Annotated in this window: 22 protein-coding genes, 1 pseudogene and 1 riboswitch; of the genes and pseudogenes, 15 read left to right on the top strand and 8 right to left on the bottom strand. The window is 37.9% G+C overall.

The window, feature by feature from the left end; genetic code table 11:
* Window positions 1-369 precede the first annotated feature (369 nt).
* Window positions 370-1,811, top strand: a protein-coding gene (locus VTHSUH11_RS02550) for an IS3 family transposase (protein ID WP_105092186.1) whose coding sequence is annotated in 2 segments (ribosomal slippage) — window positions 370-958 and window positions 958-1,811 — 1,443 coding nt in all. Because the reading frame shifts where the segments join, the coding sequence is not laid out codon by codon here.
* Window positions 1,812-1,912: 101 nt separating this feature from the next.
* Here VTHSUH11_RS02550 and VTHSUH11_RS02545 read toward each other — a convergent pair.
* The 3 genes from VTHSUH11_RS02545 to VTHSUH11_RS02535 form a co-directional block, all read right to left on the bottom strand.
* Entirely contained in the window at window positions 1,913-3,124 is a 1,212-nt protein-coding gene (locus VTHSUH11_RS02545; RefSeq protein ID WP_105092545.1) for an L-lactate MFS transporter, read from the bottom strand.
* A gap of 90 nt (window positions 3,125-3,214) precedes the next feature.
* A riboswitch (ZMP/ZTP riboswitch) is annotated at window positions 3,215-3,302 on the bottom strand.
* A gap of 223 nt (window positions 3,303-3,525) precedes the next feature.
* Window positions 3,526-4,758 (bottom strand): threonine/serine exporter family protein, encoded by a 1,233-nt coding sequence (locus VTHSUH11_RS02540; RefSeq protein ID WP_105092544.1) that lies wholly within the window; start codon window positions 4,756-4,758, stop codon window positions 3,526-3,528.
* Between the two features lie 14 nt (window positions 4,759-4,772).
* On the bottom strand, window positions 4,773-6,176 hold the full coding sequence (locus tag VTHSUH11_RS02535; RefSeq protein ID WP_105092543.1) for a YkvI family membrane protein: 1,404 nt from the start codon (window positions 6,174-6,176) through the stop codon (window positions 4,773-4,775).
* A gap of 485 nt (window positions 6,177-6,661) precedes the next feature.
* Here VTHSUH11_RS02535 and VTHSUH11_RS02525 point away from each other — a divergent pair.
* The 3 genes and pseudogenes from VTHSUH11_RS02525 to VTHSUH11_RS02515 form a co-directional block, all read left to right on the top strand.
* Window positions 6,662-6,892: pseudogene (locus VTHSUH11_RS02525) on the top strand (SF0329 family protein); the annotation flags it as partial.
* 238 nt (window positions 6,893-7,130) lie between these two features.
* Entirely contained in the window at window positions 7,131-7,445 is a 315-nt protein-coding gene (locus VTHSUH11_RS02520; RefSeq protein ID WP_105092542.1) for a hypothetical protein, read from the top strand.
* Between the two features lie 17 nt (window positions 7,446-7,462).
* Window positions 7,463-8,050, top strand: coding sequence for a hypothetical protein (locus VTHSUH11_RS02515; protein WP_105092541.1), 588 nt, complete (start codon window positions 7,463-7,465; stop codon window positions 8,048-8,050).
* An 89-nt stretch (window positions 8,051-8,139) separates the two neighbouring features.
* Here the strand turns inward: VTHSUH11_RS02515 and VTHSUH11_RS02510 are convergent, their stop codons facing one another.
* Window positions 8,140-8,751, bottom strand: a complete 612-nt coding sequence (locus VTHSUH11_RS02510) for an acetate uptake transporter (protein WP_105092540.1) — start codon at window positions 8,749-8,751, stop codon at window positions 8,140-8,142.
* A gap of 392 nt (window positions 8,752-9,143) precedes the next feature.
* Between VTHSUH11_RS02510 and VTHSUH11_RS02505 the strand changes: the two genes are divergently transcribed.
* The 3 genes from VTHSUH11_RS02505 (at window position 9,144) to VTHSUH11_RS02495 (ending at window position 13,572) form a co-directional block, all read left to right on the top strand.
* Window positions 9,144-10,142 carry an AEC family transporter gene (locus VTHSUH11_RS02505; protein WP_105092539.1) on the top strand — a complete coding sequence of 333 codons (999 nt, stop codon included), beginning with the start codon at window positions 9,144-9,146 and terminating at the stop codon, window positions 10,140-10,142.
* A gap of 252 nt (window positions 10,143-10,394) precedes the next feature.
* Window positions 10,395-12,650: a YadA-like family protein gene (locus VTHSUH11_RS02500; RefSeq protein WP_105092538.1), complete on the top strand. Its 2,256-nt coding sequence runs from the start codon at window positions 10,395-10,397 to the stop codon at window positions 12,648-12,650.
* A 79-nt stretch (window positions 12,651-12,729) separates the two neighbouring features.
* Window positions 12,730-13,572 carry a hypothetical protein gene (locus VTHSUH11_RS02495; RefSeq protein WP_105092537.1) on the top strand — a complete coding sequence of 281 codons (843 nt, stop codon included), beginning with the start codon at window positions 12,730-12,732 and terminating at the stop codon, window positions 13,570-13,572.
* Between the two features lie 46 nt (window positions 13,573-13,618).
* Here VTHSUH11_RS02495 and VTHSUH11_RS02490 read toward each other — a convergent pair whose 3' ends face one another.
* A complete protein-coding gene (locus tag VTHSUH11_RS02490) occupies window positions 13,619-14,347 on the bottom strand; it encodes a gamma-glutamyl-gamma-aminobutyrate hydrolase family protein (RefSeq protein WP_105092536.1) in 729 nt (242 codons plus the stop codon).
* 328 nt (window positions 14,348-14,675) lie between these two features.
* On the opposite strand from VTHSUH11_RS02490, the gene VTHSUH11_RS02485 reads away from it, so the two are divergent.
* Complete coding sequence (locus VTHSUH11_RS02485) at window positions 14,676-16,040, top strand: hypothetical protein (protein WP_105092535.1); 1,365 nt, start codon at window positions 14,676-14,678, stop codon at window positions 16,038-16,040.
* Window positions 16,041-16,154: 114 nt separating this feature from the next.
* Here the strand turns inward: VTHSUH11_RS02485 and VTHSUH11_RS02480 are convergent, their stop codons facing one another.
* From VTHSUH11_RS02480 to VTHSUH11_RS02470, 3 genes are all read right to left on the bottom strand, one after another.
* Window positions 16,155-17,711 (bottom strand): putative polysaccharide biosynthesis protein, encoded by a 1,557-nt coding sequence (locus VTHSUH11_RS02480; protein WP_105092534.1) that lies wholly within the window; start codon window positions 17,709-17,711, stop codon window positions 16,155-16,157.
* A gap of 3 nt (window positions 17,712-17,714) precedes the next feature.
* Entirely contained in the window at window positions 17,715-18,644 is a 930-nt protein-coding gene (fba, locus tag VTHSUH11_RS02475) for a class II fructose-1,6-bisphosphate aldolase (RefSeq protein WP_105092533.1), read from the bottom strand.
* Between the two features lie 130 nt (window positions 18,645-18,774).
* Window positions 18,775-19,695, bottom strand: coding sequence for an RluA family pseudouridine synthase (locus VTHSUH11_RS02470; RefSeq protein WP_105092532.1), 921 nt, complete (start codon window positions 19,693-19,695; stop codon window positions 18,775-18,777).
* A 146-nt stretch (window positions 19,696-19,841) separates the two neighbouring features.
* Between VTHSUH11_RS02470 and VTHSUH11_RS02465 the strand changes: the two genes are divergently transcribed.
* From VTHSUH11_RS02465 to cobM, 7 genes are all read left to right on the top strand, one after another.
* Entirely contained in the window at window positions 19,842-21,455 is a 1,614-nt protein-coding gene (locus tag VTHSUH11_RS02465) for a WG repeat-containing protein (RefSeq protein ID WP_105092531.1), read from the top strand.
* 149 nt (window positions 21,456-21,604) lie between these two features.
* Complete coding sequence (locus VTHSUH11_RS02460) at window positions 21,605-22,321, top strand: hypothetical protein (protein WP_105092530.1); 717 nt, start codon at window positions 21,605-21,607, stop codon at window positions 22,319-22,321.
* Window positions 22,322-22,594: 273 nt separating this feature from the next.
* On the top strand, window positions 22,595-23,089 hold the full coding sequence (locus VTHSUH11_RS02455; RefSeq protein WP_059363192.1) for a YajQ family cyclic di-GMP-binding protein: 495 nt from the start codon (window positions 22,595-22,597) through the stop codon (window positions 23,087-23,089).
* Window positions 23,090-23,160: 71 nt separating this feature from the next.
* Window positions 23,161-24,279, top strand: a complete 1,119-nt coding sequence (gene cbiD / locus VTHSUH11_RS02450) for a cobalt-precorrin-5B (C(1))-methyltransferase CbiD (protein ID WP_105092529.1) — start codon at window positions 23,161-23,163, stop codon at window positions 24,277-24,279.
* Complete coding sequence (gene cbiE / locus VTHSUH11_RS02445; RefSeq protein WP_105092528.1) at window positions 24,255-24,881, top strand: precorrin-6y C5,15-methyltransferase (decarboxylating) subunit CbiE; 627 nt, start codon at window positions 24,255-24,257, stop codon at window positions 24,879-24,881. The genes cbiD and cbiE overlap by 25 nt, the downstream gene beginning before the upstream one ends.
* The gene (cbiT, locus tag VTHSUH11_RS02440) at window positions 24,878-25,465 is read left to right on the top strand and encodes a precorrin-6Y C5,15-methyltransferase (decarboxylating) subunit CbiT (protein WP_005382722.1); all 588 of its coding nucleotides are present in this window, start codon (window positions 24,878-24,880) and stop codon (window positions 25,463-25,465) included. The genes cbiE and cbiT overlap by 4 nt, the downstream gene beginning before the upstream one ends.
* Window position 25,466: 1 nt before the next feature.
* On the top strand, window positions 25,467-26,228 hold the full coding sequence (gene cobM, locus VTHSUH11_RS02435; RefSeq protein WP_105092527.1) for a precorrin-4 C(11)-methyltransferase: 762 nt from the start codon (window positions 25,467-25,469) through the stop codon (window positions 26,226-26,228).

The following is a 26,228-nucleotide window of genomic DNA, read 5'->3' as shown; positions in this document are numbered from 1 at the left end:
ATTGGTTTTAGTTTATATATTTGTGTTATAATGCTCAAGAAGAAGTTTTGTCGGGCTTTTTCATGACTATTAAAATAGCTTAAGCTAGAAAACAATCATTTTGCTGCTATAATAATGGTCGCTACAAGTATGAATCCCCTTAATTACTTATAAATAGTAATTAAGGGGATTTTAGTCATTAGTTAATATAAAACAGTCTTAGATAATTCCTGTTTTAATTATGATATAATTGATATCAAAGTGAGTCATAGATGGTTTCGTCGCCAGCTCTCGCTTCTCGAAAAAGTATTTGAAGAAATGGTCTGACTCTATGAACCGACCCCTTAATGTTAGACCAAAAATCTTAACGTTAAGGAGGTCGGTTTTTCTATGGCAAAATATAGCCTTATATTTAAATTAAAAGTCGTTACCGCATATCTAAACGGCGAGGGTGGATATGAGTATTTAACTAAGAAATATGGTTTAAAGACTACATCGCAAGTTCGTCGTTGGATTAGTGCATTTAAAGAATTTGGTAAAGATGGTTTGTGTCGAAAGCGAAATAATACAAGATATACTTCAGAATTTAAGCTAGCTATGGTAGAGTCATACTTAACTAGTGAATTATCGTATCGGCAAATTGCATTACAATATGGGCTGAATAATCCTTCATTAATAGCTCGCTGGAAGTCGGATTTTATGAAATATGGGACCAATGCTTTTGTCGAGCGACCGAAAGGACGAATACCTACCATGAGTCGAACAGATGAAAAAGCAAAGATTACCACACATACTAAATCACGTAACCAAAAGAAGAAAAAAGAATTAACACCAGAGCAAGCTCGTATTTTAGAATTGGAAAAACAATTACGCTATGCTCAAATAGAGAATGCCTATTTAAAAGAATTGAGGAGATTGCGCCTCGAGGACGCTCGAAAAATGAAAGAACAGCAAGAATCATTAGCAGTCTCCGAAGAGAATTCAAACTAACTGAGATTCTTGCTGCCTTACGTTTTCCAAAAGCAACATATATGTACTGGCAACAGCGCTTTGACCGAGTAGATCCAGATCTACAAATACGAATAGCTATTGAAGATATTCGTAAGAACCATCCCAACTATGGATATAGAAGGTTGTTACCTTTGTTGCGATCACGAGGTATTGTTATTAATAAGAAACGATTGCAACGAATTATGCAAAAGTTCAATCTGCAAGTAATAGCATTCTCCCGTAAGAGCCGAAAATATAACTCATATAAAGGCGTTAAAGGACGGATTGCACCTAATCGCATTAAGCGTAGATTCTATTGCAGTCAACCACATCAAAAAATTACTACAGATACAACTGAATTTAAGTATTATGAACTAAATGCAAACGGTGCTTTGAAAGTTGGAAAACTATACTTAGATCCATTTATGGATTTATATAATCTTGAAATTATTAGTTTTAGTATAAGTCCTACACCATCGGCTGAGTCTATACTTTCAGCACAACAACAGGCGATTGAAAAGACTGCCGATGCTAAGTATCGACGGACATTTCATTCTGACCGTGGTTGGGGTTACCAAATGAAAGCGTATCAACATAATTTAAAAGTGCATAACATATTTCAAAGTATGTCTAGAAGAGGTAATTGTCTCGACAATTCACCAATGGAAAACTTCTTTGCTATCTTAAAACAAGAGATGTATTATGACAATACCTTTCATAGTTATGATGAGTTAAAAATGGCGATTGAAAACTATATTATGTATTACAATACTAAACGAATTAAGGAAAAATTGAACTGGCTAAGTCCAGTTGACTATCGTTTAGCTATTACTGCAGCATAAAAAATTCCGAGCAACCAGTTTAGGTTACTCGGAAATAAAAGTCTAACTTTTTGGGGTCACTACACTACTGTCGGGCCTTTTTTCATGTTTAAATGCAGGTGTCAGGTGTGAAGGTTTCTCTTGCCATACATTTTTAAGACTATAGCAATTATTGTATTTAATACAAATAAACCTGCAAAGCATACTAAAGCCATGGAATAGCCATATCCGGCTTCATGAAAGTACGATACAATCATGGGACCAGCAATGCCGGCTAAGCCCCAAGCTGTTAGGATACGGCCGTGAATGGTAGAGAGTTGACGTATACCATAAAGGTCTGCAAGATATGCTGGCATACAAGAGAAGCCTCCACCGTAACAGGTGATAATGAGGAGTATTAAAATCTGGAATGTTAATGCACTATTGGTTTGGGACAGTAAATAGAAGGCAATGATTTCCATGATAAAGAATAATATATAAGTTTGTGCTCGTCCAAGGAAATCAGAGATAGTGGACCATACAATGCGACCACCACCATTGAAAATGCCAATAATACCGACTAGAGAGGCCGCAGCTGCTGGTGTCATGCTAATGGTTTCTTGTGCCATTGGAGATGCTAGAGATAGGAGCCCAATACCGCAGGTAATATTAACAAAGAAGACCCACCATAGAGCACTGAATTGCCACGTTTTCATAGCATCATTAGCTAGCATACCGTGATTATGTACGTACATGGTAGATTTATCTTGATTAGAGCGTGTCGGTGCTTTTGGCGTAGGTGCTTTCAAATAAAGGGAAGAAGCACTCATAACTATAAGATAGGTGATACCAAGGATAATGAAATTATTTACTAAGCCCACATGAGCCACAAGGTACTGCATAAGAGGACCTGCAATAAGGGCGGCAAATCCGAATCCCATTATAGCTAATCCGGTAGCAAATCCAGGACGATTTGGAAAGTATTTTACGAGCGTAGAAACTGGTGTGATGTAGCCGATGCCTAGTCCAATACCGCCAATGATACCGTAGAATAGATATAGTAAGGTAAGGCTATGGATGCTAAGTGCATAGGCTGTACCGAATAGACCTGCTACCCAAAATAACATGGCGAGGAGACCGCTTTTTTTAGGACCAATCTTCTCTGCAAAGGATCCAAGAAAACCTGCAGATAGACCAAGCATTAGAATGGCTAGTGAAAATGTCCAGGTTGTTTGTGATAAGGTAAATCCCATATCTACCATGATAGGGCGCGTGAGCACGCTCCATGCATACACGCTACCGATGGATATGTGCAGTCCAATAGCTGCAAGTGCGATAAGCCAACGATTTCTCATAAAAAAACTCCTTTCATACACGTGAGATTATCAAAAATTGATAAAGAAGCATTTGCTATGAGATGGCAATAAAAAAAGACCATCTGAACAAAAGCTTGCCCAGACGGTCGGCTATCACACGATGTGTGCTACTGTGCATGTAGTCAATTCTACGTATCCGTCAGCCCAGTAGGAAGATGAAATAAATATACCAATTGACAATATATTTTGTCGGTGATATAAGTCACTATGTTACTAAACTATTACAGAATGCTTTTACCCAAAGGAAATACAGTTTTGATGGCGCATCTATGAGAAAGTACCGCCTCACAAACGTAACATATATCATCTTTTTACAGGTAATAGATTTGGAATTTACGTTGTAAATGCTTTAATTTACATGAATTTGTTATAAGATTATATTATTTATAAGTGTTTTTTTGGATTGGTGGTGGTTTTATATGTTTTACAATTGCGATAGATATAGCAATTGTAAAAGCTATCAAAAAGGATTCTTTTGCGAAGCTAATGGCAATAGTTTCTTGTCCCATTAGCATATAATAAATGGATCGATAAAAGCTGAGCCCTGGTAGTAAAGGGAATAAGCTAGTCATTAGGAAAACTATAGCAGGGCATTTCCGTTTAACAGCCAATATTCTTGATGCTATGGCGATGATAAAACCACTGATAAATATGGAGAGCATAACATTAGACTGTAGTGAAGATAATGTTAAGAACAAGAACCATGAGATGAATCCTAATATTGTACAATCGATAAAATGTTGTTTAGCTACACGGAATAAGATTGCAAATGCTGTAGTACCAATACCAGCCATTATACTACGCATAAACATAGAGGTTAAGGAATTAGTATCTAAATTAGAGGTATAAAGAGGAATCATTTGTGTGTTGAAGAGTAGTGATTGTACTACTGCGACCCCTACAGCCATTGAAATACAGGTAAGTAACGCGCCCATCATAAGGGTTATTCCTGTATTATAGTTATTCTGGCTATACTCTCTAATAGCATTGACGAAAGGAACTCCGGGAACAATGTCAATCATGGCTCCTAGTAATATAACTGATAGGTTGGAGCCTAATTCAAAGTGGATAAAGAGATTACCCAATAAGGCTATTAGAATACTACCTAAAATGGTAATCAATACATCAGAGCTAAGTATGCGTTTAATCGTACACATATAGACGCCTAATATTAAGCCTATAATACCTGCAATTATAGAGTCTGTTATAGAACTACCAATTGCATAGCTAAAGCCCGAAGCTCCTAACGTATAAGCTACTAATCTCCAAAAAAAAGAATAGTCTGACATGGTATCAATTTGATTAAGTTCACTTTCAATCTCCTCAATAGTAATATTTTTTTGTGTGATACGTCGGGAGAGAGCATTAACAGATTCAATTTTGCTGAGGTTAATATCGACTTCAGGAACGTTACAAATACGAGTAATTTCAGTTCCATCAGCTTTCTTAGCAGTTGCAAAAATACCTCTATTGGATACGTAGGCTTCTAAATCTTTAAAATTCATAGCTCGTGCTATGTAGTTCATAGTATCCTCTGTACGACTGATTTCGGCGCCACTGCTAAGTAGTATTTTTCCAGCTTTTAGTATAATTTCTAATTCCACACCTGTCATTATTTCCTCGTTGTTCATTTTACTTCATTGTTATTTATATTGGACTTTTTGATAGGTCTATCTTTAGAAGATTCAGTTGATTTTGATTCTTCTTGTTGTTCTTGTAGAATATTGATATTTTGATGTATAACTTCTTCGTCTATTGAGAGATGCTCTTCTACATAGTCTTTTAGCTCTTGAACTGTTTCCGTATTTGAAAGTATTTCTTTTGCTTCATTATGAATATCTTCTTTAAGAGATTTTGTATCTGCTTGACTAATATCACCTAATGTATGGAATAGTTCGCGTTCTTTTTCTGAAAGATTTTTGTGAGGACTATGTTTTTTTAATGATAAATGGAGCATCTTTCTTCGGAAGAGTTTTTCCATAATGATATCTTTACGATCACGGAGCCAGCCATAAATAAGAATAATTAGGAGTAATAGTCCCATATAACCGAGAATTGGGTAGAGGATACTAATCAAATCTTTAAAACCAAAGAAACTACATATATATCCTATGATTACTACAGAAATAATAACAATTCTCATTCTTTTTGTGCTGCCGTTGGCAAAACGTCTAGCAATAGAATAAAAAAGAGAGAATGCTGTATTAAAAATAAGTGAAAAGACTGTGATTGCATATATATATGCTAGCCAAGGATGAATTTGATTGGCAATAGCAAGAATCGGCAAATCTGCATCTTTTACTGTATCTAGATTTGCAAAAATAGAGATAGCAGCTATAAAAACAACTAATCCGACTAATAGGCCACCACGAGTGCCACCTTTTTCAGCAATACCAATACGAACAACAGAACCACCTAAAATAAAGGCCATAGAAACAGCTGTCATAGCACATAGAGAATAATAATTAATGACAGAAAACCATACATTGCTTGTGGCTGGTTTGATTGTGTGGGCTATAGTATCTAACGCAGCCCAATCATGACTTTTACCAATAAAAGAGTAACCTGTAATGATGAATATCATTACAATCATAATAGGTGTAAAAACACCTAGAACACTGGTAATTTTATCAAAGTCCATAAATGATACGGTTATGATTAAAAGTGAGCAAATTAATCCGCCAATCCAAAAAGGAAGTCCAAATTGTTGTTCTAAGTTTGATCCTGCACCGGCTATCATAACGAAGCCCATAATAAAACTACCAGCGATTAGTACAAAATCAAGTATTCTTGTAATAATAGGATGGGAAATCTGTGTAAAAACTTCTTCATGATTGTCTGCACGATAGTAGCTCCCCAAAGAAAGCATGATTTTACCAAATGCGGCATTTAATAGACCTAGTAATAGAACACCAATAAGACCTATTTGGCCAAAACTTATAAAATATTGTAGAAGATCTTGTCCACTCGATAGTCCTGCACCTACAATAACACCTATGTAGGCAAATGCAATTTTCCATGATTGTTGCATTATATTTTCCTCCTTTCAAATACATAACTTAGTAAATATTTAATATTATATCATACTAATGATTCAGTTGATGGAAAAAAACTTAAACCGAGTATGCGTCATGGAAGCCATAGGTATATATGGAATGATGGCGTTCCTGGTGTGCTCACAGTGTTTGGGTATTAGGATGGCACTGGTGAATTACGCTTTAGTATTCAAGATGCTCATAATCTTTATATCCATACGATTAATTATAATCGTGCAACGAATGATTATAATATTGGATTATTGCATAGTATTATTTCAGATGCTAAGATTGCAAACTTAGGAGATACCTATAAGGGTGAAGTGGATTTGCTATGATACAATAATAGTAATATGAAATGTACTAAGTCCCAATGAAGTTGATGCGGTTCGTCATAAACTAGATTATCAAGAGGACTATGAGCAGGATTATCCTTTTAAGTAATGTGTATATTTGTTTCGTGTGTTGAGGTGTGAATCCTATGGCTACGTGGTCTGGAATACGGCATAAGTTAGAAACAGAATATTTAGCGCCTAGCTTACGAGGCCATATTCAATATTTTGTTACCTCTTATAGCAAATCGCCTGATCATGAGGGGCGGGCTGCTATCCGATATAATGGTAAGGAAATTATAAAAGGCAATTATTGGAATCAATATGTGAAGGCCCATCTGTTTCCCAAAGATGATACCTATGAACGAAGAATGCATGAAGGTTTATAAATGAAAGCACGGAAGGAAATTGTTCAATTCCCTTCCGTGCTTAGATATGATATAATTGATATCAAAGTGAGGCATAAATGGTTTGGTCGCCAGCTCTCGCTTCTCGATTTTTAATATTGAAGAAACGGTCTGACTTCTTTGTCGGGCCTTTTTTTCATGCCTTAAACAAATTTATTTATCCCAATATGTTACAATTAATAATATAGTAGTCGTGTTGTAGGAGAGACCTATGTTCTATTTAGTCATTGCCGTCATCATCATTGCACTTATTGCAAAATCTAGGTCATCGAATAATCAAATAGATAATGATGCGGATATAGAGAAACAGAATCGCATATTGGATGAAATCAATCGTACATATGGGAATGTGGAATCGTATGAGCCGCAATTAGAACCTTCCGATGTAGAAGGCATATACTTTAATGAGTTCCGTGAATATGTTAATGCTGAAGGTCGTGTGTTGACTCCAGCAGAGATTGATGAGATACGATACAAAGACGATTATAGAGAGGATATTGAGCAGGATTTTCCGCATCATCGTTAATCATGGAGGACGTAGAGATGAAACGAATAATATGTGCTATCAGCCTTGGTGTATTGCTAGCGACACCAGTGCTTTCACAAGCAATTGATATAACATCTATGATACGTGTTACTAATGAATCTAATAGTCAATATGATAATTCGTTAGATACTTTTACAGAAACAAAGTTTTATGGACCTTACCAGTTCCGCGTATTAAAGGATGCTATTGAAACGCAGGGTGAAACAAAGGATATTGATGGTAGGGTGTTTAGAACCTCTGATGGGGTATTTATGTATGTTAAGGCTAAATCTATTGATTCCACTTTAGAGGCTGAGGTTAATGAGATTGTTAAAGAGAGAACGATTCCTGAACCTACTGTTAAGATGGTATTGCCTATTAAGGATGATGTAATAGAGGTCTATAATGATGGTGTGCGTAGTTTACTCGCTGAATTTATGTATGGCTGGCCATTAAAGAATAGGACGGATATGGTATTAGTTACTGATTATGAAGGAACTAGATACTATTATAAATTGCAGTTCTATAGAGATAGATTGCCAAATGGTGTACGCATTGAGCAACTGCGACACATGATTATGGATGCACAGTTTAGCTTTAAATAGATTATTGGTACATATGTAATAAAAAAGGTCTATATATTACAACTCAGTAATATATAGACCTTTAAGTGTATTATATAGTTTTCAAACTATTATAGGATGCTTTTACCCATAGGGAATACAGTTTTGCCAAAAACTTTGTTTACAAGTACGGCACCAGAACCGTAGAAGCCCAAGAGGGAGATGAATAATTCAGACCATGCTGCAAGAGCGAAGAAGCCTGTTTTGCCACCTAAGAATAGGTCTGTTGCAAGACCCAAGAATAGGAAGCAGATTAAGAACATGATAGCGAATACAACTTTGTTTGTTTTCAAAGATGCGATGGTACCAAAGATAGAGAAGATTAAGAAGCCCACAAACGCGAATGCTAATTGTGTTACATCGAAACCTTTTTGGATCTCAGGACCGAAGGAGCCCATTTGGATCAACCAAACACCAGCCATAGCGGACCAGAACAAACCGTATGCGCCGAATACAACGGAGCCGAATGGATTGTTTTTCTTGAAATCAAAATAACTTGCAATTAATTGGGCCATAGAACCTAATAACACTGCCCAAGGGATAATAACAGATGTTGTTGGTCCAGACCAGCCTACGCGGGACGTGGATACCACAAAACATACTACAGCGAGACCTAGTAAACCAAGACCAGTAGGATCCGCTACATTTTCGCTCATTTCAACTTTTCTTACTTCGTTTTCCATTTGTTCCTCATTTCTCCGTGGGGGACAACTAACTACAAATATACAGATACATACTCACATGGTAATCGTCATACTATAATGCATCGAATAAATCAATATATAACCACTGTGAAAGCATTGCCCCATAAATGTAACATACATCACACTTTCAAGGCAATACAATGAGTTATAGTAATAATACGTAAAATGCATAGTTGATACTGTTAGCATTTATAAGAAACATTACGATTTCCAGTTTATTTTATAACTGTATTTACATTATAATTGCCTGTTCTATATGGATTTGTTATAGTTGTTGACCGAAATGAATGCGGTATTAGCGTAATTTTGTATTGCCATATAACTTGCTTATTTTGTTTGTGATATACTACTTATAGAGTATGGGAGGTTATATGGTTTTTCTTACTTCATTACAAAGTATTATCCCCATTGTGTTGCTAATAGCATTAGGGTATATATTAAAAGGGCGCGGCATGTTTAATGATACCTTTAGTTCTAATCTGTCACGCCTCATTATGTCTGTCATTTTACCAGCAGGCGTATTTGTATCAGTTTTACATCATATGCAAACATCGGATTTATGGAATTTACGATACGGTTTACTCGTGGTAGGTTTGACCTATTTTGTATCGTATATTGTGGCTTTCATTATGATGAAAATGTTACGCGTTCCTCCAGGTCGTCGTGGTATTTTTATCAACATGGTAGTAAACGATAATTGCCTATTTATCGGCTTACCAGTACAGATTGCCTTGTTTGGACCAGAGGCGCTACCATATTTTCTGTTGTATTACATTGGTAACACCATATCCGTATGGATGGTAGGGGTATTTCTTATCGAAATGGATCCTTTGCCACAGAATTCTAGTGCTACTGGTGAAAGCGTGCGCTCTTCAGGACATAAATTTTCTTGGAAGAAATTATTACCACCGCCACTTATGGGCTTTATCGTGGCTTTGATATTTTTATATGCACAGATTCCATTGCCTACGATTTTACATAATACCTTAAATTACTTAGGCGATATGGTTACACCATTATCCTTACTATATATTGGTATTGTGCTTCATGATGCAGGCCTTAAGAGTATGGCTCTTAATAAAGACTCATTAGGTGGTATTTTCGGTCGTTTTGTGATTGCACCACTCATCATGTTTGGCGTTATTATAACGGTTCGTTATATAGGTGGTATTACATTAGAGCCCATTGCGATGATTACATTTATCGTTCAATCCGCCGGTCCTGTCATAGCGGTTTTACCAATCGTAGCTAACGAATCTGGTGCTGATTTACCCTTTGCTACAGGGCTTGTTATGATTAGTACTATTTTATTTGTGTTCGTAATACCACTCATTATGGAACTATTAACAATAGTTGGGATTGTAGCATAATGGATGGCTTAATTCTCAGGTATATACAATGTAAAAGACTAGCAGTAGAGCTAATGCTGTACTGCTAGTCTTTTTCAATTTTAAAATTTATATAGAATATATTATAGCTTGAAATATAAGTTGAATAAATTAAATAGCATTCTATTTATTAATGTTGTTGACAAATGTATTTTTTAGGTATAGTGTTAAAATAGTTAGTTATATAAATTATGTTAATCTTTTTGTTTTTTATGTGATGGAGTGGGTGAGAGTATGAAAAAGAAAACGAATAAACATTGTAAGGTTAGCACTTTGTTAACGGCTGTTTTGGTAACGAGTACTTGTAGTTGTTTATGGGGGGGCTCTGTATATGGGGAAACTCCAATTACTGATGCGAATGGCAACACGTATCTGGCTAGTGATAATACTAATATTACTGGTAAAAGTAATTCAGTTCCGAGTGGTAAAAATGCTACTATTGTGGGGGATAATAATACAGTTACAAAGACATTCCCTAGAGACAATGGCTCTCTTGTAAATGCCGTTGGCAATGAAGATGTACGAATAGTGGGGGCTAATAATACAGTTCAAGGTAGCCGGAGACAACATGTGATTGGTGATAATAACCAAATCATCGCTCGTGATGCTGGGACGGTTACTGATTATGGACATCCATCTGGTCGTGAACCGAATGCATCAGATTTGACAATTGGTAGAGGGAATTTTATACGAGGTACTGACACATATAGAAATGAGTGGGACTCCTTAACTGTTATCGGTAATAATAACAAAGCTGAGTACAGCACAGAATCTGCTGGTGGTCCTTCAGCAGGTATTGTCATTGGGGATAATCAAAATATTGATACTATAAGTGAGTCTGTTGTGATTGGTAGTATGTCGCCTGCGGAGCAAGCCCAAAAATCAGATCAAGATCCAAGCGATAAAAAATATACGGTTGGTGGGTCTAGTACGATTATTGGATATCATACATCTAACACTTCAGGCGGTAGTGTAGTGGTAGGCAACCATTCAAAATCGGGGCAAATATTACAAACTATTACTGGTCACGGAACCACAATTGAAGGTGGGAATAATTTATCGGGTTCGTACTCTTCCTCTTATGGGGCTCTAAATTCGCTTGAAAGTACTGCCACTGATACGGAGGAAGCTGATAATGTTGCTAACTCTGTAACAGGTAGTTTAAACCGAACAGCTGGAACTACAGGTACCATGATTGTTGGTTCTGGTAATGTGGTGACAAATTCTAAAGCCCCAATGATAGATAATCCTGCACTAGGTTCAACCATTGGTGATTTTTCTATTCAAACTATAGATATGATTGGGACCGATAAACTCAGAGGTAAAACCGAAACTACAGTAGAAGATGGTCGACATTATATGAAAGAATACATGGCTTTGAGTGCTGGTGCCGTATCTATTTTAGGTAGTAGCAATACAGCTGATTATGCTATTCGCTCTCAAATTTCAGGTACTAATAATGTCTTAAAAGGGCAAGAGAATAATTTAAGTACTTTCAATACTGTCAGTGGATATGGTAATGAAGGTACGAATATTAGTCGATCCACCATAGTGGGTACTAGAAATGACCTTAAAAATGGTGAAGATAATGTAGTGATTGGGGATTTCCATAACTTTGATGGTGGAAAGCATAATGTTGTACTTGGCTCCATGGCAGCTGAGGAGCGAGATGTAACGAAATCATTTACAAATATATTTGATGGTAGTACATCTACCTATACAGTGAAGGAATTAGTTGCTACTCGTCGCAATACAGCAAATGTTGAAAATGCTGTAATGCTTGGTTACAATACGAACGTTACTCGAAATGGTGGTGTAGCATTAGGGAGTGAATCGATTGCTTCTGTAGATAAAGGGATTGCTGGGTATGATCCAACTACAAAAGCAGCATCTACTGATGGTTCTCCAACTTGGAAATCTACGGCAGCCGCTATTTCTGTTGGTGATTCCACAGGAACAACTGTTCTTACACGCCAAATTACAAATGTAGCAGCTGGTTCAGAAGATACTGATGCTGTCAATGTAGCACAGTTAAAACGAATTACAGCAGATTCCACATCTACTATTAATAATCAATTGACTCAAGTTAATAATCGTATTGATGCTGTAGATGGTCGTGTTAAACGTGTAGGTGCCGGTGCAGCAGCATTGGCTGCATTGCATCCTCAAGAGTTTGACCCTAATGATCAATGGACCTTTGCTGCTGGGTATGGTCATTACCGTGGTGCTAATGCTATGGCTCTTGGTGCATTCTATCGTCCTAATAATAAGATGTTATATTCTGTTGGTGCTAGCCTAGGCGGCGGAGAGGACCTCTTTAACTTAGGCGTTAGTCTCAAATTTGGTAAGAGTGAACCTTATGCAGACTACTCCAAAGCAGGACTTGTTAAGGTTATCAATGACCAAGATGCAAAAATTAAAGAGCAAGATGAAAAGATTAATGCTATGCAAGAACAAATTGAAAAAATGATGGCTAAGTTGAATTTATAATATAGATTTTTAAGTGTATATACAGCCAACTATGTTACAATAGTAATGTAGTTGGCTGTTGTTTTATAATGAGGTAGTTATGACTGAAATACAAGCTCTTTTATTATTGAAAGCGTCTCTAGAGTCCTCAGATCTTCACGGTGTTGAATCATTACTCGCCGAAGATTGTGTGTATGTATCTACGGGACGTGGTACCATAGCGCGTAATAAAATTGAAAGCATAGAGTTTTTATCGGCTATGACCGATTCTATTAAAGCCGATCGCGTGCCCGTCATCTGTCGTGTAATGCATATTGCTGAAGTTTATGAAGATGATGCATTGTTCCGCGAAGGCCGTGTAGGTCTTACGGTGGCCTATGATGAAGGCGATACATATGCGTATATGTTATTTGTAGACCTTAATGACGATGGTCGCATTGAGCGCATCGTGTCTAGCCAAGAAAACTATACCATCGAATATGATGATCTTCGACTGTCTTTGGACGAGTCACCATATCGCTTTAAGACCGTGCCCCATACGGTGAAAGACTGGATTGCAGCACTTAGTATATGGCTTGAAACAGACAATCTAGATGTAGACGATTTCTACAAATATATTGCAGAGGATACAAAGGTAGTATTCCAAAAAGGTGATGCCGAATCCATTACCCTTGAAAATGGTCTCGATGTAGAGGACTATTTTGATCAGTTGATGAATCAACATTTTGCTGCTGTGCCGCACATTATTCGCGATGAAGAGGATAAACTCATCTTAATATATGGACCTATGAGCCTCATTGTGAGCCTTAACGAAGAAGGTGAGTTGGCCTTAATCAGTATGTACATAGATACTCGTGATGAAGATGAGGCCCTTGACGATATAGGCTATATTGAAGAGGACTTAGCAGAACTAGCAGAAGAAAATATAGACGAAGAGTTTTAATAGAATGTATAAAGAGGCAGGAGCTTGCTCCTGCCTCTTTGCTGTATTATTTTGTTGTAGCATGTATAAATGCTTTAAATAAGCGCTTTGCTTTTTGGTCATTTATTGTCATCATTTCTGGATGGAACTGGCAAGCTACAAGCCATGGATAGTTATCATCCTCTAAGCCCTCCACAGTGCCGTCTTTGGCATGGGCCGTAATATGTAAACTATCGCCCACATCCTTTACCGATTGATGGTGATGTGAGTTCGTTACCCAATTAGTATGTCCAATAGCGTTGGCTAATTTTGACTTACTATCAATTGCTATTGTATGGGTTCCAAGGGCTGGCGTTTGATTTTGTGAATGTTTTAAGGAGCAGGATGTATCATATTTTAAATCCTGATATAATGTGCCACCACGATATACGTTAAGGATTTGAAGTCCACGGCAGATGGCAAAGATCGGAATTTGTTTTTCTTCGGCAGCTTTCAACAAAGCAAAGTCAAATTGATCTCGCTCCGGCCAAACATCTTCGATGCCTTGTAAAGGTTCTTCACCATAGTGCAGAGGGTACACATCGTGACCACCAGTAAGGAGGAGCCCATCTAAACGAGAGAGTGATTCTCGGGCAACCTCTAGATTTTTTGTGAAAGGAATAATAACTGGAATTCCACCAGCTTCTTCGATAGAGCGAGCATAATCATCGTTTACAAAAGCTCTTAACACATCTGCAAAAGGCGCATCATTTGTACGCAATATGCTGCCAGAAATACCGATACATGGTTTAGTCATCGTATCACCTCATATATAAATCATAGTTTCAATTATATAAATTGGTAGTAACCTTATAGGTCTATATCAATACCATATAAAAAGAGAAGGTCTAACAAGAAGCCTTAATCCTATACACTAGTCATTAACACTATGTATTAGTATATAGCATATATTTTTAATAGACTATAACATAATGCACAAGTACTATTTCTATGCTAATAATTCTATATATTAAGACACTGTCATACTCATGAAAAAACAAAAATTTAAAGAAAATTGATAAATATTTAATAATTAGGTATAATAATGGTTAGTTTAAGAGATAGAAGTATAGAGGAGCGTATTTATGAATTTGAAACGACTGATAGCATTAGGTTTTCTTGGTATGACATTAGGTATGGGACAGGCCTATGGAATTTCTGTCAATATACCTGGTGCTGATGCGATAATGTCTGTAGATGAATATCAGAATTATCGTAAGAATACAGCAGAGTCTCGTCTAATGGAACAAAAAATAGTAGAGCGTGTTACAAAGGCTGATGAGGCGATTCCTAATTATGATATGTCTAGATTACCAGCAGATATTTATCATAATACGGAATTGAATCATGGTATTAAGTACTCTAGTACAGTGTTTATTTTAAAAGATCATGGAGCGGATATAAAATTTACTGTTCCTGAAGCGAGTATCGTAGGGCATACTGATGAGAGTTACGGTAAGCATAAGGAGATAACACGCAGTGGTGGTATCTTGAGTTACGATGGTGAATGGTCTTATGAGTTAAGACCACAGCCAAAGAGTGAGAATTGGGAAGACACTAATATAGCCTATAATAAATTGAATTCAGAATCTATGAAAGACGTATTTTATAAGAAACGTAATCCTATATCGAATGAAGATAAACGTAGTATAAAGGTTTTAGGTGCCAATCCTTTTACATATACAACTGTTAACAAGGCTACATGGGATGTGTTTGAATATAAAAATAACCGAATAGTAGGTACCATAAACTTTACAATGCCTAAACAGCCAACGATCTCTTATCATCTTGGTTATATACCTTCTAAGAGTGTTTCAAAAAAATTAAGTGCTCAAGGTGAAGATACAGTAGTACGGACTATTATGGCTCCATTGGCCAATATTGTATTGCCATCTGTTAAGCCTGCTAGTGATATACTAGAGTACACCTCTGAGGTACATAGAGGGCCTTTCACATTTAGAACTCTAAAAAATAGTAAATCGAAGGGAACGAAGATTACTAAAACTGGTAAGCAAATAGAGTATTTCCAATCAGGGAAAATTAAAGAGTCTATTTCAGTAGGCCCTCTTCATAAAAGGGATGACGTAAAAGCACAAAATCTTTTATACAATTCTTTAATGGACTTTGTAGGTGTAGATTCATTAAATGAAGGCAAGCCAATTCAATATGCTACTGTATGGAATGATGGATTGCCTGGCATATATTTTGAAATTAAGGGTGAGAAGGATACTTTATTTATTATGACTGTATTTGATGATACACATCGTTATTCTCACTATATAATAAAGCCTCATGAGGTTCATGTTAGTAATTTTAAACTACGAGATATTGTGCAATATGTAGATTATAAGCAAAATAAAGAGAATCACAGTAAATATAAGGCCGGTTTAGGTATGCCTTCGTATTTATTGGAAGAAAAACTGTTAGAAAAAATAGCTAATAAAAAATAAATGTCTTTTCATAGGACATAATCATATAGAGATCATATATAGAGTATTTTATATTGTTCGATACAAGAAAGAGGACTGACTCGCATAGGTCAGTCCTCTTGTTGTTATATGTAATTATCTAAAGAATCTACCAATCAACGGCATATTAGCCCCGTCATTTTTATTGATTCCTTTTAATAGAACCATAATGATAACATAGAGGACTAACCCTTCGATACCTGTGAGTATAAAGTTACCCCACATTGGTAAGATATCTGTTAAGTAGTGGTAGCTCATGTAGATGAGTATACCCATGACACCGGCACTGACCACGTTTTTCCACAGTAGGGAAATATCGAGGAAGTAGCCTGTATATTTTTTTATGTAAATCAAGTTGAGTAAGGCTGCAAAGCCTATATCTGCAACGGTTGCCCACGCAGCACCACCGATGCCAAGCCAAGGTATGGAGGTTAAGTTCCAGTTTAAGATAACCTTGATAACAAGGGCGATAGCCATGTTGATAACTGGGATACGAGGTTTATTTAAACCTTGTAAAATCCCTGTTGTTACTTGGTGAACACCGAGGAAGAAGATGGAGAAGGCTGTAATTTGTGTAGCCAACTCTGCTTTTGGTGCATTATAGATTAATGTTACCGTTGGAGCAGCTAATACATAAAGGAGTACCGTAAATGGCACAGTTGCCATAAAGGTAAGTTTCATGGAACCTGATGTACGTGAGTAGATGCCCTCTTGATCTCGTTTGGCAAATGCGTGAGATATGGCCGGTACGATACTCGTAGCCAAGGCCGCCGTAATGATAGTAGCCAAGTTGATGAGTGGTACTGCCATGCCTGTTAAGTAACCGAATAGCTCTGTCACTTCGTTCATGGAGAAATTCGCCACTAATAGTCTACGAGGTACGATGAGCAAATCTAGGTTAGCCGTCAATGGCAACATGATACTGGCCAAGGAAATCGGCAAAGCTAATCCCACAAGGCGTGTTAAGATTTCACCACTGGATTCCCGTGGGCCATCGTAGCTTTCACCAGTACTACTAGTCTTAGGCAATTTGTAGTAATAGTATAGGAGTACTAGAAAGGCACCAAAGGCACCAACGCCGGCGCCTAGACTAGCACCGCCTGCCGCCTCAGGTAAACCGTAAGGTAATAGAATGGCCGCCGCACCGAGCATAACGATAACGCGCAAAAGTTGCTCAACGATTTGACTGACCGCTGTAGGGGTCATCATTTCATAACCTTGAATATAACCACGGAAACAGGATATCCAAGTTACAAAGAACACTGCCGGAGCGAGCGCGATAATAGAGTAGTAGGCACGACTTTCCGTAATGATGCCACTAGAGATGAGCCAATCCGCACCAAAATACATGGCGAGGCTGGCGATGAGTCCTGTTATGGTGAGCATAATAAAGGAAAGATTGAATACTCGTTTGGCCCCACCAAAGTCGTGTAGGGCTAGCCGTTCTGCCGTTAATATAGAAATGGCGATTGGCACACCTGCGCTCGAAATTTGTAAGAGTAATAAATAGATAGGAAAGGCCATCTGGTAGATACCGATGCCTTCACCGCCTAAAATACGGGATAGAAGAATCCAGTTAATACTACCGATGGCTTTTACTACGAAACCGGCAATGGTTAAAATTAAGGTTCCTTTTAAAAATCCACTAGCCATTGATTATAGAGTGTTGGAAGAACCCAATACGTTTTTAATTTTGTGAGCTACCATGCCTTTAATAGCGTCACGAGCAGGTCCTAAATATTTACGAGGGTCAAACTCGGATGGATTTTGAGCCAAGTATTCGCGAACAGATGCAGTCATCGCAAGGCGAAGGTCTGTATCGATGTTGATTTTGCAAACCGCCATTTGCGCTGCTTTGCGAAGCATTTCTTCAGGTACGCCTTGTGCACCTGGAATGTTGCCACCAAATTCATTACATTTTGCTACGAATTCAGGCAATACAGAGGATGCACCATGTAATACGATTGGGAAGTTAGGCAATAATTCGCCAACTTTTTTCAAACGATCGAAGTCAAGGTAAGGATTGCCTTTGAATTTGTAAGCACCGTGGCTTGTACCAATAGCGATAGCCAAGGAATCAACGCCTGTTAATGCTACGAATTCAGCAGCTTGTTCTGGGTCTGTGAAGCGAGCGTCTGCATCGGATACGTTAACGTCATCTTCTACGCCAGCTAAACGACCAAGTTCTGCTTCTACTACAACACCGTGCGCATGAGCGTATTCAACAACTTGTTTTGTAATTTTTACGTTTTCATCGAAATCATGGTGAGATGCGTCAATCATAACGGATGTGAAACCACCATCTACACAGTCCTTACAGATTTCGAAGGAATCGCCGTGGTCAAGGTGAAGCGCGATAGGTAAGTTGCTGTCTTCAAGAGCGGCTTCTACTAGTTTTACAAGATAAATATGTTTAGCATATTTGCGAGCCCCTGCAGATACTTGCAAAATAAGAGGGGATTGTTCCTCTTTGGCTGCATCTACGATACCTTGCACGATTTCCATATTGTTAACGTTGAAAGCACCTACTGCGTAACCGCCTTCATAAGCTTTTTTAAACATTTCCGTAGTCGTTACTAATGGCATAATGTCCTCCTTGGCATAGTAGCCGATTCTATGTATTTTGAAAGTATTGTCATCAACTTATGATGATACATATCTATTCATTGTTAGTATATCAAGAAACAATGTAAAGCACCACAATTTTTATACTGTTTTATGGATTAAGTATATTTTTCATGTCCTCTGGTAGAGGTGCACGTAATTCCATGTGTTTTTGTGTCATAGGATGGGTGAAAGCTAGATATCCTGCGTGTAATGCTTGGCGCTGAATTAGGTCTAAATGACCACCATATAAATCATCACCAGCTAAAGGAAAACCTAAATGGGATAGATGTACACGAATCTGATGGGTTCGGCCCGTATGCAATACACATTGCACATGAGTGAGAACCTGTTGCGTGCTCATATTTATATCCATTTGTATTGGCTCGGAAACTATGTGGTGTGTCAATACCGTCACATCTGTACGAGCCGGTTTGCCGATTAATGTGCAACACCGTTCGATGATGCTACCCGGTTTACGTCCGATGGGATAATTAATGGTTAGCGATTGACTTGGCATAGTGCCTTCAACGATGGCGTCATAAACCTTTTGAAATTTTATGCGTTGCTTATCAAAGGCGTGTTGTACTACCGATGTTTTAGCGATGATGACGATGCCCGATGTGTCCTTATCGAGGCGATGGACGGGGTGAAAGTCATGAGCTTGTTCGGTTTCGTCATAATAATAGAGAACACCATTTGCCAATGTTCCCTCGCGTACTGTCGAGGTAGGGTGCATAAGAACACCGGCGGCTTTATTTACAGCGAGGATGTGTTCGTCTTCGTATACGACTTCCAGATTCATTGGAGTGCGTGAAAATTCTTGTTCAGGTGCTAATTTCATAAGTAGATGATCTCCGCCATGAACAAGGGTATCCCATGTAGCCGATTGTCCGTTAATGGTGATGATCCCATTATTTTTTAGACGTCGTCGCATGCGCTGTGAAATATGCTGTTGTTTTATGATGTGATTCATAGATTGCGTGTGTACATTAGCATCTACAATCAAGTCGATTATGGTTGCTGTTTTCATAGGTCCTATTATAGCAAAAAAATAATGGATGAAGAATTTTTCATAATTTATTGTATATATAAAGGGCTATATAGTATAATTTATGTTAATAGTTTTTTATAAAATTTTTATATCTAGAGTGCTTTGAGTAATAAGAGGAGAGGCCTATGAAACTCAACAAGAAATCTTTATTAGTCGCATGTGTGTTGGCGGCTATGTCTACGAGTGCTTTCGCAGCATCTAGTACAACATCCACTAGTATTACAACAGTAACAAATCATGATACACCAACATCTACAAGTACGCGTGTAACACGTGAACAACAGAGTGTATCCACATCTACTACTAATATTTCTACGACTGAAAAGGTATCTACTAAATCAAGTGGTACAACTGTATCTGTTGGTGTAGGGCAATTAGGTGATTATGTAGCCGTACCAATTATTGGAGCCACTCAAAAATTAGCACCAGAAGCATTTAAGTCTCTCCAAGCAAACATTGATGAGGCTACTGAAAGTAATAGTGCTTTTATTAAAATGGGTCAATTAGCTAAGGTTAAGCAAAATGGTAAATGGGGACTTGTAGGAACTAATGGTCAAGTTTTGCTTGATCCACAATATAAAGAGTTAGATCCATCTTATGCTGAGGACGGAACATACTTCGTAAAGTTAAAGAAAACTTTAGAACATATTAAAGTAGATGGTACCGTTTTATCAACTGGTAAAGATGCCTTAGATGAACAGGTTAAACAAATTATTGATCATCATGATGAGACTGTAAACAAGAATCAAAATTCGTTAAACCATAAGGAAACCTATGCAAGTGATTCTTATACGGCCGTTTCTGTCAAAGGAAAATGGGGCTTTACTGATGCATCAGGTAATACTGTAATCGCACCACAATTTAAAGAAGTATATACGAAATTTAGTGAAGATCGTGCTTTTGTAAAAGATGCGAAAGGTAAAACTGTAGCAATTGATGGCACAGGTAAGACTGTATTTGAAGCACCATCTAATGATATTGACGCATATGATGATGGATTGGCAGAATTCCGACGCCATATAAGCAAGTTTAATCTTGGAGGCTTGTTGAGTATGGCTGTAGGAATAACCCTTAGTAATCATGGCGGAATCTATTATGGTGATGCATGGAACCCTGTATATGATGGTGTAAAGCGTGGTTATATTAATCGTGATGGTAAAATTGTTATCGACAGTAAAAATGATGCAGTTTGGCCAATTACTGCTTACGGTACACTTGTGAAAAATCAAGGTCTTATTGGGTTCGTAAATCGTGAAGGTAATTATATTATTCAACCAGGTAATTATGATTTAGGCGAATTTAGTGATATTAATGGATTGTTAGTACTTATCAATAAAGATTCTAAAAAAGCGGGTGTATTTGACGTGGATACAGGTAAACAAGTTATTCCGTTTACCTATGATTCTATTAGATTTGTAAGCCTAACTAATATGGTTGTCGTGAGTGGTGATACTCAACAGTTAATCGATATGACAACAGGAAATGTAATTTTGACTACCTCCAAAGATATGGGGATAAACAAATTTAGTGGACCATATACTTGGGTACATAAGACCTCTAGTGATTATAAGCTTATTGATGATACTGGCAAAGTATTATTTAGTGATAACACAATTACCTCCGCAATGCCCGTTAAACATGGTTATGCTGTGGCAAAATCTCAAGGTAAATGGGGAATTGTAAATCTACGTGGTGAGTGGGTTGTACAACCACAGTATGAGGATATTGAGATTTTATAGATAGATTGTATTATAATAAAAATTTATGTATTGGTTATCCTAGTATATTATGTTGTTTAACTATAAATGAGGAATTCATTAATTTTTCATAATGTGCTATACTGTAGTTATAAATTGGCTTGTGAATTTATTCGCTTTTGGAGGAATATATGAAAACATCTAAAGCATTATTAAAACTTTTGGTTGTAGGTTGTCTTAGTGTTTCTTGTGCATTACCACTGACTGCTTCAGCAGAAGATACAAGTACACAAAGTGTGACTCAGGAATCTGTAGTTAAGACAGAATTACCATCTGGAGTTAATCGTATTCAGTTGTTAAAGAGTGGTGAAACTACGGCAACTGTAAAGACATCATCTGTTGTTGCTGGACATGCGTATATTCCTAAAGATACAAATATAAATTTAGAATTAATTGATCCTATTAGTTCTAAGAAAAGCAAAGAAGGAAATACCTTTAGATTAAAGACCATAGAAAATATACTAATTAATGATGTAGTTGTTATTCCAGCAAACCAAGAGGTATTAGGGACAATTACAAAAGCAAGAAAAAATGGTATGCTTGGACGCAAAGGTCGTTTAGAGTTTAAAATTGATAGCATTAAGACTATTAATGGTGTAAATGTTCCGTTAACTGCAGAAGTTAAAGGAAAGGGTCATTCTGATAATGGAGCAGTTGCCGTTGCTGCTGCAGTAAGTTTGGTTGGTGGCTTGTTCATGAAAGGGACTAATATTTACTATGAACCTGGTCAAAAATTTGTAGCTGTTGTATCTACTGATACAGATTTAAATACAACAGTGGAAGATTTGCCTAATGCTATGAATCCAAGTAAACCTACTGGTCAAAATATTGTTTTACCAATTAAATAAAATATAAGTAGTATTAATACCCAATAGTGATAAATTTTAAAATATTGCTATTGGGTATTTTAGTTGATTATATAAAAATAATAGGATACGAAGATAATTATTGTATTTAGATTAATGAAAAATCATCATAATCTAATTATTTGAATTCCTAGTAAATATTGATAATTTACGATATAATTATATAGATGTATTCTATTCAATGAATACGTGGATGATGATGAAAATAATGCGTGGACCCCATGCCCAACGGGTTCAGGTGTAGGGAGGTATTATATGGCTAAAGATTGTTCCTTTGACGTAGTATCTGAAGTGGAGATGCAAGAGGTAGATAATGCGGTAAACCAAGCCAAGAAAGAGATTGGTACGCGTTATGATTTCCGCGGTTCTAAAGCAGAAATTAGTCTTGAAGGTGACACCATCAAAATTATTGGCGATGACGAATATAAATTGAATGCTATTATCGATGTATTAAAAGGCAAGATGGTTAAGCGTAATGTAGCGATTAAAAATCTTGACTATGGCAAGATTGAACCAGCTGCAGGTGCAACTGTACGTCAAGTAATTACTATTAAAAAAGGCATCACAAAAGAAAATGCTAAAGAAGTAGTAAAAGCAATCAAAAACATGAAATTAAAGGTACAAGCATCTATTCAAGAGGATCAAGTGCGCGTATCTGGCAAGGATAAAGATGATTTGCAAGCAGTGATTCAAATGTTAAAACAATTGGATATTCCTGTAGAATTGCAATTCGTTAATTTCCGTTCCTAATAACATAGATATAAAAAATGGGGTTAGATTGATTCCTTTGAATCGCTAACCCTATTGGTGTAGGAGGCCCTATGAGAGTAGAGGACATGAAGGGTGGATATACGACCGGTTCATGTGCTACGGCAGGAATGAAAGCTGGTTTATTGGCTCTCTTAGATAAGAAGATTGTAGATAAGGTGGTTATTGAAAACCCACAAGGTCAATACATTGAGGTGCCTATTAAGGCCGTAGAGATTATATCTGATACGGAGGCTAAGGCAACCGTTATGAAAGATGGCGGCGATGACCCTGATGTAACACATGGCAATGATGTGGAAACGACCATTACCCTTGATGATTCTGGGGAGATTCGCTTTCGCGCAGGCTTTGGTGTCGGCACCGTAACGAAACCAGGCCTAGCAATGCCGCCAGGCGAACCTGCCATTAATCCGGGTCCACGGACTATGATGAAACTTGTCTTTGAGGAATTCTGTGTTCATGGTCAAGGCGTAACGGTAACCGTTAGTGTGCCTAATGGTAAGGTGTTGGCTAAGAAGACATTGAATCATACTCTTGGTATTGAAGGTGGTATCTCCATTATTGGTACGACGGGCATTGTAAAACCGATGAGTGAAGAAGGGTTCAAGAATTCTTTGGTGCCTCAGTTAAAGGTGATGAAAGCCAATAGCTGTGAAACAGCGGTTCTCGTACCAGGGCGGATTGGTCAAGATTTGGCAGAACAAGTGCTTGGTATCCATAAGAACCAAATGGCTGAAACGAGTAACTTCATCGGATTTATGCTTGAACAAGCCGTTCATATTGGATTTAAACGTATCTTGATCATCGGTCATATTGGTAAACTTATTAAGCTTGCTAGCGGAAGTTTTCATACCCATAATCGCATGAGCGATGGTCGCATGGAAAGTATTGTGGCCTATGCAGCCCTTGAAGGTGCATCACAGGCGGTTTGTGAAGAGTTATTTAATTGCCAAACTACAGAATCTACGTTCCCTATCTTAGAGCGAGAAGGCCTAACTGGTGTATATCAACGTGTGGTAGATCGTGCATCGTTACGTAGTGAACGATATATTGCCAATGAGGCTGAAGTAGGTATTATTATTACCACATTAAAGGGTGAGATTTTGGCTATGGATAAACATGCTAAAGAGATAGGAGAGCTTGAACAATGGCACATACCTTGTATATCGTAGGCATTGGTCCGGGCAATCCTGATTATGTGGTGCCTAAAGGCCTTAATTTAATTAAACATGCTACAGTATTGGTAGGCAGTGAACGGTCCTTAGAGGACTTTCAAGAGCCTGGCCAAATTACATATCCTGTAACAGGTAAGCTAAGCATGTTATCTGAACAAATTGAGCGTGAGCTCAACGATTATGACGTAGTTGTTATGGTCAGTGGTGATACGGGCTACTATAGCTTGTTACCGTATTTGAAAAAGAAATTTCCCACCACGCGTATTGAAGTGGTGCCAGGCATTAGTTCCATGACATTTGCCTTTGCACGTCTTAATGAGGTGTGGCATGATGCGGATTTAATGAGTTTTCATGGACGCCAACCAGCGCCTGAGAAACTCGTGTATGAAGCAGGGAAAAAGATGGGATTCTTAACGGATCCTGAATATAATCCAGCGCATATTGCGCGTATTTTAATAGATGCAGGTTGGCCAAAAGAAACGAGAGCTGCAGCCCTTGAGCGCTTGAGTTATGACGATGAGAAAATTGTAGACTCCACGCTAGAGGTTCTTACAGAACTCGAAGGCTTTGGACATTCTGTTATGGTGGTACTAGGATGAGACATTTTTTCGGAATTCCTGATGAGGAATTTATACGCGGTGACGTGCCGATGACGAAATGCGAGATTCGCAAAGCCGTTATGAATGAAGCGCGCATCGAAGAAGATAGCATCGTCCTCGACGTAGGTGCAGGTACTGGGTCGATTTCAATTGAAGCGGCTCTTGCAGCACCTAAAGGACATGTGTACGCTATCGAACGTTTTGATAAAGGCATTGAGTTGATTCATGAAAATATGAAGAAATTCAATGTAAATAATATGACTGTTATAAAATCCAAGGCTCCAGAAGGTATGGAAGATTTACCTGAGCTTGATGCGGTTATTATCGGCGGCAGTGCTGGTGGTATGACGGGCATTATGGATGAAGTACAACGGTTGTTAAAGGTAGGCGGTCGCCTTGTTGTAACGGCGGTAACGATGGAAACGGGTTATACCATTTTAAAAGAGTTGAAAGGTCGTCCTTTCACCTATGAAGGGTACCAAATGTCCATTAGCCGCTATCGTAAGGCTGGTCCATATCATTTGTTGGACCCATTGAGTCCAATTTTTATTGTATCTGCAACGCGTATCGCAGAAGGAGAGTAATATGGTTGACGTGCATATTGTAGGCGCAGGCCCTGGGGATCCAGAGCTTATTACGCGAAAAGGCTATCGTTTAGTACAAGAAGCGGACGTTGTTATCTATGCTGGTTCCTTGGTGAATCCTGCTATTTTAGAGGCTTGTAAACCTAGCTGTGAAATTCATAACAGTGCTACTATGAATCTTGATGAGGTACTAGCTGTTATGAAAGCATCCGTAGCAGAAGGCAAAAAGGTTGTCCGTTTGCACACTGGCGACCCTGCTATTTACGGTGCTATTCAAGAGCAAATGGATGCTTTGGCTGGCATGGGGATTACCTATGAAGTGGTGCCTGGCGTAAGTTCGTTCCTTGCTACTGCAGCAGCATTAAAACAAGAGTACACATTGCCAAATGTATCTCAAACCGTCATTATTACGCGCATGGAAGGCCGTACACCAATGCCTCCAAAGGAAAAATTGCGCATGTTAGCATCTCATGAAGCGACCATGTGTATCTTCCTTAGCGTTCAAATGCTAGATAAGGTAGTGGCTGAACTCATCGAAGGCGGTTATGATAAAACAACACCTGTAGCAATCGTAGTGAAAGCTTCTTGGCCAGACCAACGCATTATTCGTGGCACATTAGAAACGATTGCGGATATCGTGGCTGAAGAAGGCGTATTACGTCAAGCTATGATCGTTGTTAGTCATGTATTAGATAGCGAATACGAATTATCTAAGCTTTACGATAAGGGCTTTGCTCACATGTATCGTAGTGCTAAGGACTAG

The organism is Veillonella tobetsuensis (assembly GCF_002959935.1).
GTDB lineage: Bacteria > Bacillota > Negativicutes > Veillonellales > Veillonellaceae > Veillonella > Veillonella tobetsuensis.
Note: the sequence above shows the minus strand (reverse complement) of the source record. Positions and strands in the feature narration are given on the sequence as shown.